At 64.7% G+C, this 14,946-nt stretch carries 13 protein-coding genes; 5 read left to right on the top strand and 8 right to left on the bottom strand.

Annotated features, from left to right (window positions below):
* Positions 1-29: 29 nt before the first annotated feature.
* Both aroQ and dsbD read right to left on the bottom strand, forming a co-directional pair.
* On the bottom strand, positions 30-467 hold the full coding sequence (gene aroQ / locus BLR92_RS12405) for a type II 3-dehydroquinate dehydratase (RefSeq protein ID WP_089729018.1): 438 nt from the start codon (positions 465-467) through the stop codon (positions 30-32).
* Positions 468-654: 187 nt separating this feature from the next.
* Positions 655-2,511 carry a protein-disulfide reductase DsbD gene (gene dsbD / locus BLR92_RS12400; protein WP_089729016.1) on the bottom strand — a complete coding sequence of 619 codons (1,857 nt, stop codon included), beginning with the start codon at positions 2,509-2,511 and terminating at the stop codon, positions 655-657.
* A gap of 191 nt (positions 2,512-2,702) precedes the next feature.
* Between dsbD and BLR92_RS12395 the strand changes: the two genes are divergently transcribed.
* Positions 2,703-4,025 (top strand): DUF2333 family protein, encoded by a 1,323-nt coding sequence (locus tag BLR92_RS12395; protein WP_245704199.1) that lies wholly within the window; start codon positions 2,703-2,705, stop codon positions 4,023-4,025.
* Positions 4,026-4,097: 72 nt separating this feature from the next.
* On the opposite strand, the gene ppa is transcribed toward BLR92_RS12395, so the two are convergent.
* Positions 4,098-4,628: an inorganic diphosphatase gene (gene ppa / locus BLR92_RS12390; protein ID WP_089729013.1), complete on the bottom strand. Its 531-nt coding sequence runs from the start codon at positions 4,626-4,628 to the stop codon at positions 4,098-4,100.
* A gap of 257 nt (positions 4,629-4,885) precedes the next feature.
* Here ppa and BLR92_RS12385 point away from each other — a divergent pair, with 257 nt between their 5' ends.
* Positions 4,886-6,532 carry a protein kinase domain-containing protein gene (locus BLR92_RS12385; protein ID WP_370659226.1) on the top strand — a complete coding sequence of 549 codons (1,647 nt, stop codon included), beginning with the start codon at positions 4,886-4,888 and terminating at the stop codon, positions 6,530-6,532.
* Between the two features lie 96 nt (positions 6,533-6,628).
* Here BLR92_RS12385 and BLR92_RS12380 read toward each other — a convergent pair whose 3' ends face one another.
* Complete coding sequence (locus tag BLR92_RS12380) at positions 6,629-7,888, bottom strand: 6-phosphofructokinase (RefSeq protein ID WP_089729009.1); 1,260 nt, start codon at positions 7,886-7,888, stop codon at positions 6,629-6,631.
* A gap of 193 nt (positions 7,889-8,081) precedes the next feature.
* Here BLR92_RS12380 and mpl point away from each other — a divergent pair, with 193 nt between their 5' ends.
* The 3 genes from mpl to BLR92_RS12365 are packed head-to-tail and all read left to right on the top strand — an operon-like array spanning position 8,082 to position 10,712.
* Positions 8,082-9,449: a UDP-N-acetylmuramate:L-alanyl-gamma-D-glutamyl-meso-diaminopimelate ligase gene (mpl, locus tag BLR92_RS12375; RefSeq protein ID WP_089729007.1), complete on the top strand. Its 1,368-nt coding sequence runs from the start codon at positions 8,082-8,084 to the stop codon at positions 9,447-9,449.
* Entirely contained in the window at positions 9,442-10,092 is a 651-nt protein-coding gene (locus BLR92_RS12370; RefSeq protein WP_089729005.1) for a flavin prenyltransferase UbiX, read from the top strand. Before mpl ends, BLR92_RS12370 begins: the two co-directional genes overlap by 8 nt.
* On the top strand, positions 10,089-10,712 hold the full coding sequence (locus BLR92_RS12365; RefSeq protein WP_175488805.1) for a LysE family translocator: 624 nt from the start codon (positions 10,089-10,091) through the stop codon (positions 10,710-10,712). Before BLR92_RS12370 ends, BLR92_RS12365 begins: the two co-directional genes overlap by 4 nt.
* 5 nt (positions 10,713-10,717) lie before the next feature.
* Here the strand turns inward: BLR92_RS12365 and BLR92_RS12360 are convergent, their stop codons facing one another.
* The 4 genes from BLR92_RS12360 to BLR92_RS12345 are packed head-to-tail and all read right to left on the bottom strand — an operon-like array spanning position 10,718 to position 14,813.
* On the bottom strand, positions 10,718-11,566 hold the full coding sequence (locus tag BLR92_RS12360) for a DMT family transporter (RefSeq protein ID WP_089729003.1): 849 nt from the start codon (positions 11,564-11,566) through the stop codon (positions 10,718-10,720).
* Between the two features lie 42 nt (positions 11,567-11,608).
* Positions 11,609-13,009, bottom strand: coding sequence for a bifunctional DedA family/phosphatase PAP2 family protein (locus tag BLR92_RS12355; protein WP_340148221.1), 1,401 nt, complete (start codon positions 13,007-13,009; stop codon positions 11,609-11,611).
* Between the two features lie 2 nt (positions 13,010-13,011).
* The gene (locus BLR92_RS12350; RefSeq protein WP_089728999.1) at positions 13,012-13,953 is read right to left on the bottom strand and encodes a diguanylate cyclase domain-containing protein; all 942 of its coding nucleotides are present in this window, start codon (positions 13,951-13,953) and stop codon (positions 13,012-13,014) included.
* Positions 13,953-14,813 (bottom strand): hypothetical protein, encoded by an 861-nt coding sequence (locus tag BLR92_RS12345; RefSeq protein ID WP_089728997.1) that lies wholly within the window; start codon positions 14,811-14,813, stop codon positions 13,953-13,955. The genes BLR92_RS12350 and BLR92_RS12345 overlap by 1 nt, the downstream gene beginning before the upstream one ends.
* Positions 14,814-14,946 lie beyond the last annotated feature (133 nt).

Raw genomic sequence — 14,946 nt, 5'->3', positions numbered from 1 at the left:
AATGGGCTTGGGCACGATACGACGCAGGCCTAGGCCAGGCGTTGCAGGGCCGCATCCAATGCGAGTTGATAGCTGTCGGCACCGAAGCCGCAGATGACCCCCACCGCCACATCGGAGAAATACGAATGGGCGCGAAACGGCTCGCGGGCGTGAACGTTGGACAGGTGCAATTCGATGAACGGGATGGCCACGCCGGTCAGCGCATCGCGCAGGGCGACGCTGGTATGGGTAAAGGCGGCGGGATTGATCAGGATGAAGTCGGTACCGTCGTCGCGCGCGCCGTGCACGCGGGCGATCAACTCATGCTCGGCATTGGATTGCAGCCAATCGAGTTGATGGCCGCCCTCGAAGGCTCGCGTGGTCAGGCTCAGGCGAATGTCTTCCAGGGTCGTGGTCCCGTATACCTCGGGTTCGCGGGTGCCCAGCAGATTCAGGTTGGGGCCGTTGAGTACCAGTAGTCGGGCCATTAAGAGTCCTCGGGTAACGCTGTTAACCTGTTCAAACTTCGACCGGATCACGGCAGATTCCCGCAAGATGCCGTCCCGGGCCGCCTATTGGGCCAGTGATGGCGGAGTGTGCCGAAAATACGCGATGTTGTCCAGTTGGCGACGGATCGTTGCGGGAGGGATGGATTTAAACGACCGTTTTAGGAAGTTAGGCACTTTGTCCATCGGCGTTGAGGTGCTGGATCAACCGTTCGAGGTGGGCGGCGAAGGTGGCGGCGTCGACTTCACCCTGAATGCGTGCCTGGCGCAGTTCCTCGCCGTGGGCGAAGAACAGCAGGCTGGGCGGCCCGAACAGTCCGAAATGATCGAGCAGGGCGCGGCTGTCGGCGTCGGTGGCGGTGACATCGGCGCGGATGCGATGAAAGTCGGCGAGCCGTTCGGCGACTGCCGGGGCGGGGAAGACGTCACGTTCCATGATCTTGCAGGAGATACACCAGTCGGCGCTGAAATCGACAAAAGCCGGCCGGCCGAGCCGCGCCGCGCGGGCCAGTTGTTCCTCGAGTTGGGCCAGCGTCGTCACGCGGGTGAAGGCGAGCGTCTCGGCGGCTGCGCTGGGTGTGCCGAGGCTGGCCAGCGGGCGCAGTGGATTTTCGCCACCCCGCGCGGCGCCCAGCACTAGCGCGACGCCCCAGGCCAGCAGCACGATGCCCGCGGCCTGGCGAACGCGTGGCCAGCCTTGGCGCTGATTGACGCTCAGCGCACCGAGCGCGAGCGCGCTGCCCACTGCCAGCGCTCCCCACAGCAGCAGTGCCACTGGGCCGGGCAGCAGGCGGGCGATCAGCCAGATGGCGATGCCCAGCAGCAGCACGCCGAAGGCCACCTTGACGCCATTCATCCAGGCGCCGGAGCGTGGCAGCAGGGTGGTGCCGAAGGTGCCTACCAGCAGCAGCGGTACGCCCATCCCCAACGCCAGCGACAGCAGCGCCCAGCCACCCATCAGCGCATCGCCGGTCGTCGAGATGAACACCAGCGCGCCGGCCAGCGGCGCCGACACGCAGGGCGACACCACCGCGACCGACAGCGCGCCGGCCAGCGCCAGGCCAGCGGGACCGCTGTTCTGCAGGCGCATTTGCCAGCCATCGACGCGGGCGGCCATGCGTGGCGACAGCTTCAGGTCGAAGAGCCCGAACATCGCCAGCGCGAAGAGCACGAACAGCGCGGCGAACGGAATCAGCACCCAGGGCGATTGCAGTCGCGCCTGAAGGTTGAGCCCGGCGCCGAACAGCCCCATCAACACGCCAACGAGTGCATAGGTTATAGCCATGCCGCCGACGTAGCTGGCCGACAGGCCCAGCGCGCGGGCGCGTCCGGCGTTCTGACCGACGATGATCGACGATAGAATCGGGACCATCGGCAAGACGCAGGGTGTAAAGGTCAGCCCTAGCCCGGCGAGGAAGAACAGGCCCAATACCGTCAGCGGGCGGGCGTCGTCGAGCAGCGTGCGAAAGCGGCTGTCTTCACTGAGTGGCACCGCCGAGCCGTTTGTGTCGGGCGGCGGTGTCGTTGCGGCGATGTCGCCGTTAACGCTGGCATCGATGCTGGAAAACGCAGCGGGTGGCGAGCCCGGCAGCGAGGTCAGCGTCAGCCGCTCGGGCGGATAGCACAGGCCGGCATCGGCACAGCCCTGAAAGGTCACGGCGGCATCGAGGCCGCCATCCGGCGTGCCGCTGAAGGGTACGGCCATCACCACGCGGTCGTAGAAGACATACACGTCGCCGAGGAATTCATCGGTCTTGAACTCGCCGGGCGGCAATTGCGGCTCGCCCAGGGTGACGCCGTTCTCAAGACTCTCGATAGCGAAGCGATGCCGGTAAAGGTAATAGCCCTCGGCGTTTTCGAAGCCCACGTAGAGCGTGTCCTCGTCGTGCCAGGTGCTGGCCTGGAAGGCCTCATCGACCGGCAGGAAGTCGTCATCGCGGACGTTATCGTCGAACCAGCCGGCTTGAGCGGTTGCGGCGAATAGCCAGAGAATCAGCAGGGACAGCAGGGTAAGTGGGCGTAGCATCGAAACGGCGATCCTTGAATGGGCTTGAACGAAGCCCTTGACGAGCCTTTGAAAAGCGCGAGGCGCAGCTTGCGACCCTCGGTGCGTTAGCGAGTTCCGCGTTGAGAGTCGCGGCGCGCCGAATGCTGCATGATAGGATACCCTTCCGGTGGAACCAATTCTCAATCGTCACGCCCAAGGACGTCGTGGACATGACAACTCTTCGCAATCGCAAGCGTGGTCGTACCGAGGTGCTGGAGCGCCCCGAGTACGGCTGGATATGGAAGCCGCTGCTGGTGCTGCTGGTGCTCTATCTGGTGATCTGCATCGGTCTCGGGATCTGGTGGAGCCAACGACCGGATGACTTCAGCGTCGAGCAGGCGGTTGTTGAGCAGCGCGGCCAGGCGTCCTCACAGCCGGCGGCGCGCGGTAGCGTGACGGTCGCCAGCCTGATGACCGCCATCGAAACCCTGCTCGACAAGCCGGGTGGCTATCTGCGTAACGACGTGGCGCCGCCAGGCGTGTGGCTGGATAACATGCCGAACTGGGAATATGGCGTGTTGCATGAGGCCCGGCTGATGGCCCAGGCGCTACCGGCGTTGAGTGCCGAGAATGCCGGAGCCTTGCAGCAGGCCGGCGAGGCACTGGCCACGGACAGCCAGGATTGGCTCTATCCGGCCGCCGAGAAACGCTATGCCAAGGCCGTGGCTGTGCTGGAAGAATATCTGGCCAACCTGTCGGGGCAGGACGCGAGCGGCTTCGTTGACGACGGTAGCGGCCTGGCCGAGTGGCTGCATTCGCTCAGTGCACGTTTCGGCGAGCTGACCAACCGCCTGTCGGCGAGTGTCGATGACCCCGATGCGCTGCGCCAGTTGGGCGTTGGCGAGGCCGACCTGCCGGATGCCACACCCTGGTTTCGGATCGACAATGTCTTCTTCGAGGCACGCGGCGATGCCTGGGCGGCGATGCATCTGCTCCAGGCCGTGGCGCGCGATTACAGTGACGTGTTGGCCAAGGCCGGAGTGTCTGGCGATGTCGAGCGGATGATAGCCGAACTGGAGCTCGCGCAGCGCCGGGTATGGAGCCCGATCATTCTCAACGGCTCCGGTTTCGGTATCTTCGCCAACCATTCGCTGGTGTTGGCCAATCACACCCTGGCGGTCAGCGAACTGGCCGGCTCGCTAGCCGATAGCGTCGCTGACGTGGCGGTCGAGCCAGCGGCCAATGCCGCATCGAAGGCGGCCCCGGCTGGCGATGCGCAGGGTGGCGGGAGCGACCGGCCCGCCGGCAAGCAGGCGGCACCCAGCAAAGAGCCCGCGCCAGGCCAGGCTACGGGTGGCGAGGCAGGCGGTGCCCAGTCCACTGGCAGCGGTCAGCAAGATACCCCGAGCGCTCAGCAAGATACCCAGAGTGCCGAGCAGGCTCCCGCGCCAGAGGCTTCGAATGCCGCTAGTCCCTCGGCCAACGAGCCGGCTGGCGAGTCGCTCTCGTCGCCGCCCAAAGTGCCGGCGACGACACCAGGCTCGAAAAGCTGATCGAGCTGCTTTGCGCCATAACGCATCGGGCCGCCTGGATAGGCGGCCCGATGCATTGCTACACGGCGAGGTTCACTGCTTGGTATAGGCGGCCACGGCCTTCTCGATCGCCTGGCGCGCGGCATCGGCGCCGTCCCAGGATTCGACCTTGACCCACTTGCCTTTCTCGAGATCCTTGTAGTTCTCGAAGAAGTGGGCGATCTGCTGGCGCAGCAGCTCGGGCAGATCGACGACTTCCTGAACCTCGTCATACAGCGAGGACAGCTTGCCGTGCGGCACGCATACCAGCTTGGCGTCTTCCCCGGCTTCGTCGGTCATGTTGAGTACGCCCACCGGACGTGCGCGAATCACGCTGCCGGGCTGCACCGGATGCGGCGTGACGACCAATGCATCGAGGGCGTCGCCATCGTCGGCCAGCGTGTTGGGAATGAAGCCATAGTTGGCCGGGTAGAACATCGGCGTGGCCATGAAGCGGTCGACCATCAGCGCGTCCATGTCCTTGTCGATCTCGTATTTGATCGGACTGTGATTGGCAGGGATCTCGATCACGACATAAACGTCGTTGGGAAGATCCTTGCCAGCGGGAATCTGGTTGAAGCTCATCGTCGAGTCCTTGCGGTTGGCATAGCGCGAAATCCGGCGAATTATACGAACTGCCTCAGCCGATTACCAATCCGAACCGAGCCCCAAGCGTGCCCGGGTGTCACCTAATGGACGATAGGCTGCCTGGCCCATCCTCGGTGTATCATAGGCGCGCGGCCATGCTACAGCGAGGAGAGACGACGTTGGCGGAGCAAGTTTTGTCCCTGAGTTACGGCCAGGCCTTCGTTGCCCCCGAGCGCCGGCATCATCGCAGCTCGATGTCAGTACGCATCGCCGAAGGCAATGCCTTGAGTGCCAAGGGGGCGAGCGCTCTGATCAGTGATTCCACCTGGCGCAATGCCATCGCCAAGCAGGCTGGCGACCTTAGCGTGCGCAGCTTTCTCGCCGACTACTACTCGACACCCGATCACTGGGACGTCAAGAATTCCGCGACGCGCGTGCTGCGTGCCTTGAATAGCTGGAGCTACAGCCAGAGCGGGCATATCGAAGGCGGCAGCTACGTCAGTTCGCTGTCGGCGATGGTCTACCGGGGCCGCGAGGCGCACCTTTTTCACATGGGCGATACGCTGGTGTTTCGCTTGCGCGGTGCCGAGTTCGAGCAACTGACCCGCGATCACGTCACCGATCTGGGCGGTTATCGTTATCCGTCGCGGGCGCTGGGGCTGGACGGCAGTCTGGATATCGATTACGTGCGCATGCCGCTCAAGCAGGGCGACCTGTTCCTGTTCACGACGCGCGCGGTACGCGGCACCCTAATGCCTTCCGATTACGTGCAATTGATTCGTAGCGACGTCAGCGATCTCGATGCGGCCTGCGAGCGGCTGGCCGAGGCAGCGCAGTTGCGCGCCGCCGAGCGAGGTTACGGCGCCGAGCAGTTCTGTTTCCAACTGGTGCGCATCGACCGCCTGCCCGCGGAGCAGGTCGACCACCCCGGGCGGCTCTACGGCGACCTGCCGGTGCCGTCGGAGCTTGGCGTCGGCGACCGACTCGATGGCATGGAAGTCCAGGCGGTGTTGTCGCGTACCGCGCATGCCAGGGTTTATCGCATGCGCGATTTGCGTAGCGACCGCGAAATGGTCATGAAAGCGCCAAGCCCGGAGCTGTCGAGCCGCAACGCCTATCTCGAGCATTTTTTGTTGCAGCAATGGGTCGTCGAGCGCGTCAATTCGCCGTTCGTGGCCAGGGTCGTCGAGCCATCGCGGCCACGGCGCTATCTCTATTACCTGATGGGTTTCATCGGCGGCGAGACGCTTACCGAGTGGGCGCGGCGGCATCCTCAGGCGAGTCTTGACCAGCGCCTGGATATCGCCCGGCAATTGGCCCAGGCGGTGCAGGCGCTGCATCGCCGCGATGTACTGCATCAGCAGATTCATCCCGACAACATCCTGGTCGACCCGCATGGTCAAGTGGTGCTGGCCGACTTTGGCGCCTGCCACCTGCGCGAAGGCGATGGGCACAAGAAAGCCCGTGAGCTGGCCCGGCAGATCGGCCTGAGCGAGCACAGCGCGCCGGAATACGCGCTGGATACCGATGTCGGGCGGCGTAGCGATCAATACTCGCTGGCCTCGACGATTTACTGGCTGCTCACCGGTGCCGTGCCCTATGCCCAGGCCCCGCATCAGTTGCGCAGTCATACCGGGCTTGAACAGATGACGTATCGCAGCGCGCGTACCCGTAACCCCGAAGTCAGCGCAGAGCTCGACGATGCCCTGCGCCGCGCATTGGATCCGCAGCGCTCGCTGCGTTTCCGGCGCCTGTCGGAATTTCTCTATCTATTGCGTGACCCGCGCCAGGCGACACGCTCGGCGAGTGGCTCGCCAGCACGGCGCGAGCCGGCCAGCTTCTGGCAGGGGATCGCGGGCATCCTGTTGTTGCTGCTGGTGCTTTCCTGGCTGCTGAAATAGCCGTTTTCGCGAGCTGTGAGCGGAGTAAACCCTTACGAACGAGTGCGGCCCGGCATTATGTCATCGCCGGGCCGCGTTCGGGTTTGCCGTGGACCGCTAGAGCTTGAATTCGGGGAGCTTGCGCTCGACCCTGGCCAGCTTCAGCTTGGCGACCGTGGGCAGGCCGTTCTCGAACGGTGGGTAGTCCTCGCCCTGGATCAGCGGCGCCAGGTAGCGACGACAGGCCGGGGTGATGCCGAAACCGTCCTCGCGGATAAAATCGCGGGGCATGAATTTCTCGCGGTTGGCGACCTCGGCCAGCGGCGCGGCTTCGACGCGCCACTCGTAAGGCGCGTCGCTGACACGCTTGATCGCCGGCATCATGGCGTTCTTGCCGTCCAGCGCCAGTTCGACGGCCTTGCGGCCCACCGCGTAGGCCTGCTCGACGTCGGTCTTCGAGGCCAGGTGGCGCGCGGCGCGTTGCAGGTAATCGGCGACCGCCCAGTGGTACTTGTAGCCCAGATCCTGCTTGACCATGCCGGCCAGTGTCGGCGCCACGCCACCCAACTGACGATGCCCGAAGGCGTCGGTGTTGCCGGCGTCGGCGAGGAAGGTGCCATCCTCGTAACGCGCGCCTTCGGAGACCACGATCACGCAATAGCCGTACTGCTTGACCGCCTCGTCGACGCGCGCCATGACCGCGGCGCGAACGAAGGGGACCTCGGGAAAGATTACCAGGTGCGGCGGCTCGCTCACGCCGTTGCCGGCCAGCGCACCGGAGGCGGCGATCCAGCCGGCGTGACGGCCCATCACCTCGAGCACGAAGACCTTGGTCGAGGTGGCGCACATCGAGGCGATGTCCAGCCCAGCCTCGCGGGTGGAGGTGGCGATGTACTTGGCCACGCTACCGAAGCCGGGTGAGTTGTCGGTGATCGGCAGGTCGTTGTCGACGGTCTTGGGGACGTGAATGGCGGTCAGCGGATAACCGAGCTTCTCGGAGAGCTGCGAAACCTTGAGGCAGGTGTCGGCGCTGTCGCCGCCGCCGTTGTAGAAGAAATAGCGAATATCGTGAGCCTTGAACACCTCGATCAGCCGCTCGTACTGGGTGCGATGCGTCTCGATGTCCTTGAGCTTGTAGCGGCAGGAGCCGAACGCGCCCCCCGGCGTATGGCGCAGCGCGGCGATGGCCTCGTCGGATTCCTGGGTGACGTCGATCAGATCCTCGGTCAGGGCGCCGATGATGCCGTTGTGTCCGGCGTAGACCTTGCCGATCCGATCCGATTCGCGGCGACAGGTCTGGATGATGCCGCAAGCGCTGGCATTGATGACGGCCGTAACGCCACCGGACTGGGCATAAAAGGCATTGTGCTGAGCCATGGGGCTTCCTCTGCTCCTGCAAGCTGCTGAACGAAATAGACGGGAAATTGGCTGGATATCATAGCCGAAAGCACGCCTTGCTGCACGGCAGCGAGCCGTGTGCATGGCAGTGGCGGCGTCTGGCGGGCCATCCGGGGCCATGCTAGGCTCACGCGCTTATCGATGCGGACAATACAAGGGTGGGAGACCTGGCATGCACGTCCATATTCTCGGCATCTGCGGCACCTTCATGGGCAGCCTGGCGCTATTGGCCCGCGAGTTGGGTCATCGCGTCAGCGGCTCGGATGCCAATGTCTACCCGCCGATGAGTACGCAACTCGAACAGGCCGGCATCGTGCTATGCGAGGGCTACCAGGCCGCCAATCTCGAGCCGCGCCCGGATCTGGTGGTGGTCGGCAACGCGCTATCGCGGGGCAATCCCGAAGTCGAGGCGTTGCTCGATGCCAAGCTTGCGTATACCTCCGGACCGCAGTGGCTAGCCGACCATGTACTGCCGGGGCGGCGTGTGCTGGCCATCGCCGGCACCCACGGCAAGACCACCACCGCCAGCCTGCTGGCCTGGCTGCTGGAAAGCGCCGGGCAGGCGCCGGGCTTTCTGATTGGTGGCGTGCCGCGCAACTTCGGCCTGTCGGCGCGGTTGGGTGGCGAAGGCGCACCGTTCGTGGTCGAAGCCGACGAGTACGACACCGCCTTCTTCGACAAGCGCTCCAAGTTCGTGCATTACCACCCCGACGTCGCCGTGCTCGGCAATCTGGAGTTCGATCACGCCGATATCTTCCCTGATCTGGCGGCAATCGAGCGTCAATTCCACCATCTGGTACGTACGGTGCCCGGCAATGGCCGGTTGCTGGTCGCCGATGGCGAACCGGCGCTGGAGCGCGTTCTGGAGCAGGGCTGCTGGACGCCCATCGAGCGTTTCGGCAGCGCCGATGGCAGCCCCTGGCGGTTCGTGCTGGAACGCGACGACGCCAGCCGCTTTCGGGTGATCCATGGTGGTGAAGATGGCGTGGTCGATTGGCCACTGACCGGCGAGCATAACGCACGCAACGCGCTTGCCGCCTTAGCGGCGGCGGCGACCTGCGGCGTCGATCTGGCGCGTGGCTGCGCGGCATTGGCGCGCTTCGAGACACCACGCCGGCGTCAGGAAGTGCGCGGCGAGATTGCCGGTATCCAGGTCATCGACGATTTTGCCCATCACCCGACGGCGATTGCCAGTACCCTCAAGGGGTTGCGTGCGGCTACGCCACTGGGGCGGTTGTTGGCGGTGATCGAGCCGCGTTCCAACACCATGCGCCTGGGAGCGCTCAAGGAGCGCCTGGGCGAGAGCGTGAACGCTGCCGATGCGGTGTGGTGGTATCAGCCGCCGGGGCTCGATTGGTCGCTGGATGCGGTCATCGCGGCAAGCGCCGTGGCGTCCCGCCAGAGCGATGACATCGATACACTGGTAGCGGAGTTGGTCGGCGAGGCGCGGCGTAATGACCGCATCGTCATCATGTCCAATGGCGCTTTCGGCGGTATTCACACCAAGCTGCTGGCCGCGCTGGAGGTCGCTCATGGCTGAGTCGACTTGTGGGTTCGGTGCGCCCGTCACGGTGGCGCTGACCGGCGCCTCCGGCGCCCAGTACGGCCTGCGGCTGATCGACTGCCTGGTGGCCGCGAATCGCGAAGTGTGGGTGATGATCTCCAAGGCCGCGCAGATGGTCATTGCTACCGAAACCGATGAACGCTTGCCGGCTCAGCCCGCGCGGCTGGCCGAAGCGTTGACCGCTCGCAGCGGCGCGGCGCCGGGCCAGATTCGCTGCTTCGGCCGCGAGGACTGGATGGCGCCGGTGGCCTCGGGCTCCGGAGCGCCGGCGTCGATGGTGATCTGTCCGTGCTCCACCGGCACGCTATCGGCGGTGGCCACCGGCGCCAGCAACAACTTGATCGAGCGTGCCGCCGATGTCGCCTTGAAGGAACGTCGCCAACTGATCCTGGTGCCGCGCGAAACGCCGTTCTCTGCCGTTCACCTCGAGCACATGCTCAGCCTGACGCGCATGGGCGCGGTGATCCTGCCGGCGGCGCCGGGCTTTTATCATCGTCCAGCGAGTGTCGAGGCGATGGTCGATTTCATCGTCGCGCGGATTCTCAATCAGTTGGGGATAGAGCATCGATTGACCCCCCGGTGGGGAGAAGTACAGGGATTGGGGAGCGAGGACGAGTGATCAATCTATCGCTGTTGTCGGTATTCGTGCCGACGTTCTTCATGGTTTCGCTGACGCCGGGCATGTGCATGACGCTGTCGATGGTGCTGGGCATGACGGTAGGCGTGCGCCGCGCGTTATGGATGATGGCGGGCGAGCTGGTGGGAGTCGGACTTGTGGCGGTGGCCGCCGGTGCCGGGGTGGCGACACTGATGCTGCGCCGGCCCGAGCTGTTCACGGCCTTCAAGTGGCTGGGTGGCGCCTACCTGGTCTATCTCGGCATCATGATGTGGCGCTCGCGCGGGCGCATGGCGTTTCCGCAGGAACGCCTCGAGGCGCCGGCGGTATCGCGCTGGCAGCTACTGTCGCAGGGGTTCGTGACCGCCATCGCCAACCCCAAGGGGTGGGCGTTTTTCATCGCGCTGCTGCCGCCGTTTCTCGATGCCTCGCTGGCGCTGGCGCCGCAGTTGGCGGTCTTGGTGGGGATGATCCTGAGCATCGAACTGATCTGCCTGTTGATATACGCCAGCGGCGGACGCACCGCCAGCCGGTTGCTGGCCAGGGGCGGCAACGTGCGCCTGCTCAACCGTATCGCCGGCACGCTGATGGTCGGTGTGGGCTTGTGGTTGGCGCTGGGCTGACGACGTCAGCGCTTCTTCACGCTTTCCAGGGCGGCGGCGGCGACGATCAACGCACCGCCGGCCAGCGTCCAGAGCCCGGGTCGTTCGTTCAATATCAGCCAGGCCAGCAGTGTGCCGTAGACCGGCTGCAGGCAACTGATCAGGCCGACCGAGCGCGCCTTGAGGCCAGCGAGGGCGAAGGTCATCAGGGTGTGCGGCGTAGCGGTGAACACCAGCGCCAGCAGGAGCATCCATAAGCCTGTTGCGGGCGGCGCATCGAGCGCGGCATCACTGACGAAGGGCAGGGTGACCGCCACCACGATCAATGCCTGCAGGCCCATCGACAGCAGCGGGTTCAAATGGCGCAGCTTGTAGCGCACCAGCAGGTTGCGCAGCGCGAACAGCAATCCTGAAAACACCCCCCACAGCACGCCGCTCGAAGCGCTGGGCCCGCCGGGCACCAGCAGCCAGACCCCGGCCAGCACCAGCAGTGCGGCGAACAGGTCGCCGAGCTGTATGCGGGTGCGTTCGAACAGCGGTTCGAGCAATACCAGCAGCACCGGGTAGGTGAACAGCGCCAGCATGCCGGTGGCCACCGAGGAAACCTGCATGGCATGGAAGTAAGTGACCCAATGCACGGCCATCAATACGCCCGCCACGCCCAGCCACAGCCATGCCTCGCGACCGATGCCCAGCGTCACCTTCCATTTGAGTCGCGCCAGCCACACCAGCGCCAGTCCAGCGATCAGGCTGCGCCAGGTAGTCATGTCCAGCGCCGGCAGCGGCAAGGCTCGCGAGAATAGCGCGGTACCGCCAAACAGTAGCGTGGCGAGGTGCAGTGCCAGTAGCGACTGGCCCGCAGTGGGTAATGGCATGATGTTTCCTTGATGAGGCGAGAGACTAGCGGCGAGTCGCCATTATACCGGCGGCAGCCAGGCCAGGCGCGCCATCAGCAGCGCCAGCGATGCCGAAGCCAGCCGAAGCCAGGGCGCGCGCGCCACAGGGCGCGTGGCGAAGCGGTGATAGCTGATGCGTACCAGGGCACAGACGACCAACCCCAGCAGCGCGCCGCCAACCAGATCGCTGAACCAATGCACGCCGAGTGTCAGTCGCGACAGTGCCATCGGTACGCAGATGAGAATGGCGATCCAATAGGCCATTGCCCGGTGCCGTGAAGGCAGCGCCTCGGCAATAAAGGCAGCGGCCAGCCCATAAAGCACTACTGCGGTGGAGGTGTGCGCGCTGGGGTAGGAGTTCGAGTCGCTGAGGTAGTCGGGAATATTCGGACGGACGCGGCCAGCCAGGTGCTTGAATAGGGTGTTGGCCAGGGCGATAACGCCGAGACCGCCCAGCAGGTGTAGCGTTACCGCTTGTTGGCGGCGGTATAGCAGCCATAGTGACCAGGGCAATACGAGAGCGATGACGCCCAAGGTATCGCCGGCCTCGGCTAGCCACTCGGTGGCTCGCTGCACGGCGGGCAGGGTGATGGCTGCGATCATTCCCTGTAGCTGGCGATCCATCGGCAAGGGCCCGTTGTGTTCGAGTACCCAGAGTGTCCAGCCGCTCAATGCGGACAGGCCGACGATCAGCAGCGCCAGCGAGGCCAGCGGAAACTCGCCGCCCTGATGCGACGAACTCAGCGCGCCCCACAGCCGGTGCCGCCAGGGTCGGTCGCGAGAGAATGCTGCCAGGCGACGGTAGACGCGGCCCTCGCGCGTGAGCTGATGGCGCAGCAACGAGAACACCAGCGCCAGAGCGATCACCGTCAGCGCCAGCACGATCAACCAGCGTTCGCTACCCGCCGGCAGCGTCAGCAATTGTCGCCAGGTACTGCCAAGCAGATACCCCGGCAGTACGTAGGCCGGTGCCCAGAGCAGCGCCGACCCCACGTTGGACCACACAAACGTCAACGGCCGCATGTGCAGCATGCCGGCAATCAATGGCACGATCGGGCGTACCGGGCCGACGAAGCGGCCGATCAGTACCGACAGCACGCCATAGCGCTGGAAGAAGCGCGCGCCGCGCGCCAACCATTCCGGATGACGATTGAATGGCCATAGCGAGGGCACGCGCTCACGCTGGGTATAACCGAGCAGGAAACTCACGCCATCGCCGATCACGGCGCCGATGAACGCCGCTATCAGAACTAGCTTGATCGACAGGTCGTAATGCCCCGCCAGCGAAGCCGCCGCGGTGATCAACACCACGCCGGGGATCACCAGTCCAACCACTGCCAGGGATTCGACGAGTGCAATGGCGGCGATGATCAGAAACAGCCAACTGGGCTCGGGCGCTAGCGTGGATAACCAGTCGTGCATATTCAAGGAAGGGGCTCCATCAATTTCATGCCGGCGGCCAGCAGCCGCTGTTCGAAGCGCGCGGCGTTTTCCCCGGGGTGCAGATAACAGGCGCGGATGCGTGCCTGGATGGCTCCCGTCTCGGCAAGCACTTCTCGGCCCAGCGCACGCATCAGGCGCTCTCGCACGATCAATGCGCCGGCTTCGCCGGTGTCGGGCAATAGCAACCAGAACTGAGTGGTCTGATGACGGCCCAGCAGGTCATGGTGACGACAACTGGCATGCACGGTGTGGCACAGTCGATCCAGCAGGGTATGCAGCAGGGTCGAGCCGAATTGTTCTTCGGCCATCTCCAGTTGTGGCAAGTGCACGACCAATACCGCCAATGGGCGCTTCAGGGTTCGCGCGCGCTCGACTTCGGCAACCAGCCGCTCGCCGATCACGCGTTGCGAGAGCGCGTCGCACTGTGGGTCGTGAGGCTGGGTGGCGCGCAATAGCGCCGTGCGGCGTTGCCGTGCCCAGCATGGCAGCGAGGCAATGCCGACCAGTGCCAGGTAGTACAGTGCCGCGCTCCATAGCGGGCCGTTATCGAGCAGTGCCAGCCAGATCGGCGTCAACGCTAGATTGAGTAGCATCGCCGGCCCCAGCGGCAGCAACAACAGGGCCAGCACCGGCGGCAAGCCGAGCCATAGCATCGCCAGTTGCCCCTGATGGGGTAGCTCCACGGCAATCAACAAATAACAGCTGATCAGTGCCAGATAGGCGGACAGCCGACGGTAATCGTTGTTGATCAGGCGTAGAAAGATCGCTCCACCCAGCAGTAGCGATAACAAGGCCGGCAACAGAATTTCGTCGTAGTCGCCCATCAGGTAGTGCCAGGTCGCATAGCCGGCCATCAGCAGGGCGCCGCTGATATAGACGCTGACGAACAGCCTCGATGGCCAGAGATTGTCGAGCGCGGCCATCAGGAAAACTCCTCGAGCGTGACCACGGCTTGTTTCTGGCGGGTCATGGCGGACAATTGCGAGGGCAGCGACAACGCTGGGGCGAGTGCGATGAAGCGTGCCTGGCGAGGCAATGGCAGTGCCTCGATGAGCGCTTCACGGCGCTGGTGCGCCTCGTCGACATCGCGACTGATCAGCAGCACGCCGAGGGTGTGCCTGTCGATCCGGTAGCGGTTCTCGAAGCTGCGCGTGGCCGTGGCGAGAGCGCTTGCCAGGGTCGGTTGCCGAGCGCTCGGGCTGCGCAGCAGCAACAGTTCGCCGTGGCTGCCTTCGCGTGCACAGCGGGCGATCTCGAGGGGTAGATCGTGAGTGAGCTGAGCCATCGTCCACAACGGCATGCCCGGTGTCGGGAACGCGCGATGATTCATCCCCTGCCACAGGCCCTGCAGGCCGAGCCCATGGGCCAGCCCAAGCAACATCAGCGCGATCAGTAGTGCACCCGCCAGCAGGCTCTGCTCGATACCGATGGCGCCCTGCACCCACCACCAGCACAGCGCGGCCAGCGTGGCGTGCACGATCAATAACGGCAGTCGTTGGGGGAGCGCCAGAATCGCTGCCCACCCCCACAGCCACATGGCATGCTGCTCGGGCGACACCCACAACAGCAAGGACAGCATGACGGCGAGCAAGGGCGGCACAATGGCGTTGGACAACGCGGCTATCCGGCGCCGGCTCAGCGCCGAGGCGGCCAGGCCGAACGCGCACGCCGCCAGCAGAAGGCGTGAAACGCCATCCTGTGGCGTCAGCGTCAGGATCAGCATCACTGCCGCGGTCGATAGCTGCGTCAGGCGATAAAGCCCGTCTTTGAACTTGCTCTCCATGGTGCCTTAGTATTGAACTCCTTCGTGAATGGCCGACACTGTACGATACCCACATCAATGCGGCAGCTCATAGCCGGCTTTTCGACAAGACTATCGCCCAGCATGGCGCCATCCGGCAGCCTGATGGGCACAA

The organism is Modicisalibacter muralis (genome assembly GCF_900102945.1).
In the GTDB taxonomy this organism is placed as follows: Bacteria; Pseudomonadota; Gammaproteobacteria; order Pseudomonadales; family Halomonadaceae; genus Modicisalibacter; species Modicisalibacter muralis.
The sequence above is the reverse complement of the archived record's forward strand: the minus strand, read 5'-3'. Positions and strand labels throughout refer to the sequence as shown.

Bases quoted from the DNA above. Each gene is read 5' to 3' on its own strand.
- aroQ (WP_089729018.1), bottom strand. From the start codon at position 467: ATGGCCCGACTACTGGTACTCAACGGCCCCAACCTGAATCTGCTGGGC.
- dsbD (WP_089729016.1), bottom strand. From the start codon at position 2,511: ATGCTACGCCCACTTACCCTGCTGTCCCTGCTGATTCTCTGGCTATTC.
- BLR92_RS12395 (WP_245704199.1), top strand. From the start codon at position 2,703: ATGACAACTCTTCGCAATCGCAAGCGTGGTCGTACCGAGGTGCTGGAG.
- ppa (WP_089729013.1), bottom strand. From the start codon at position 4,628: ATGAGCTTCAACCAGATTCCCGCTGGCAAGGATCTTCCCAACGACGTT.
- BLR92_RS12385 (WP_370659226.1), top strand. From the start codon at position 4,886: ATGTCAGTACGCATCGCCGAAGGCAATGCCTTGAGTGCCAAGGGGGCG.
- BLR92_RS12380 (WP_089729009.1), bottom strand. From the start codon at position 7,888: ATGGCTCAGCACAATGCCTTTTATGCCCAGTCCGGTGGCGTTACGGCC.
- mpl (WP_089729007.1), top strand. From the start codon at position 8,082: ATGCACGTCCATATTCTCGGCATCTGCGGCACCTTCATGGGCAGCCTG.
- BLR92_RS12370 (WP_089729005.1), top strand. From the start codon at position 9,442: ATGGCTGAGTCGACTTGTGGGTTCGGTGCGCCCGTCACGGTGGCGCTG.
- BLR92_RS12360 (WP_089729003.1), bottom strand. From the start codon at position 11,566: ATGCCATTACCCACTGCGGGCCAGTCGCTACTGGCACTGCACCTCGCC.
- BLR92_RS12355 (WP_340148221.1), bottom strand. From the start codon at position 13,009: ATGCACGACTGGTTATCCACGCTAGCGCCCGAGCCCAGTTGGCTGTTT.
- BLR92_RS12350 (WP_089728999.1), bottom strand. From the start codon at position 13,953: ATGGCCGCGCTCGACAATCTCTGGCCATCGAGGCTGTTCGTCAGCGTC.
- BLR92_RS12345 (WP_089728997.1), bottom strand. From the start codon at position 14,813: ATGGAGAGCAAGTTCAAAGACGGGCTTTATCGCCTGACGCAGCTATCG.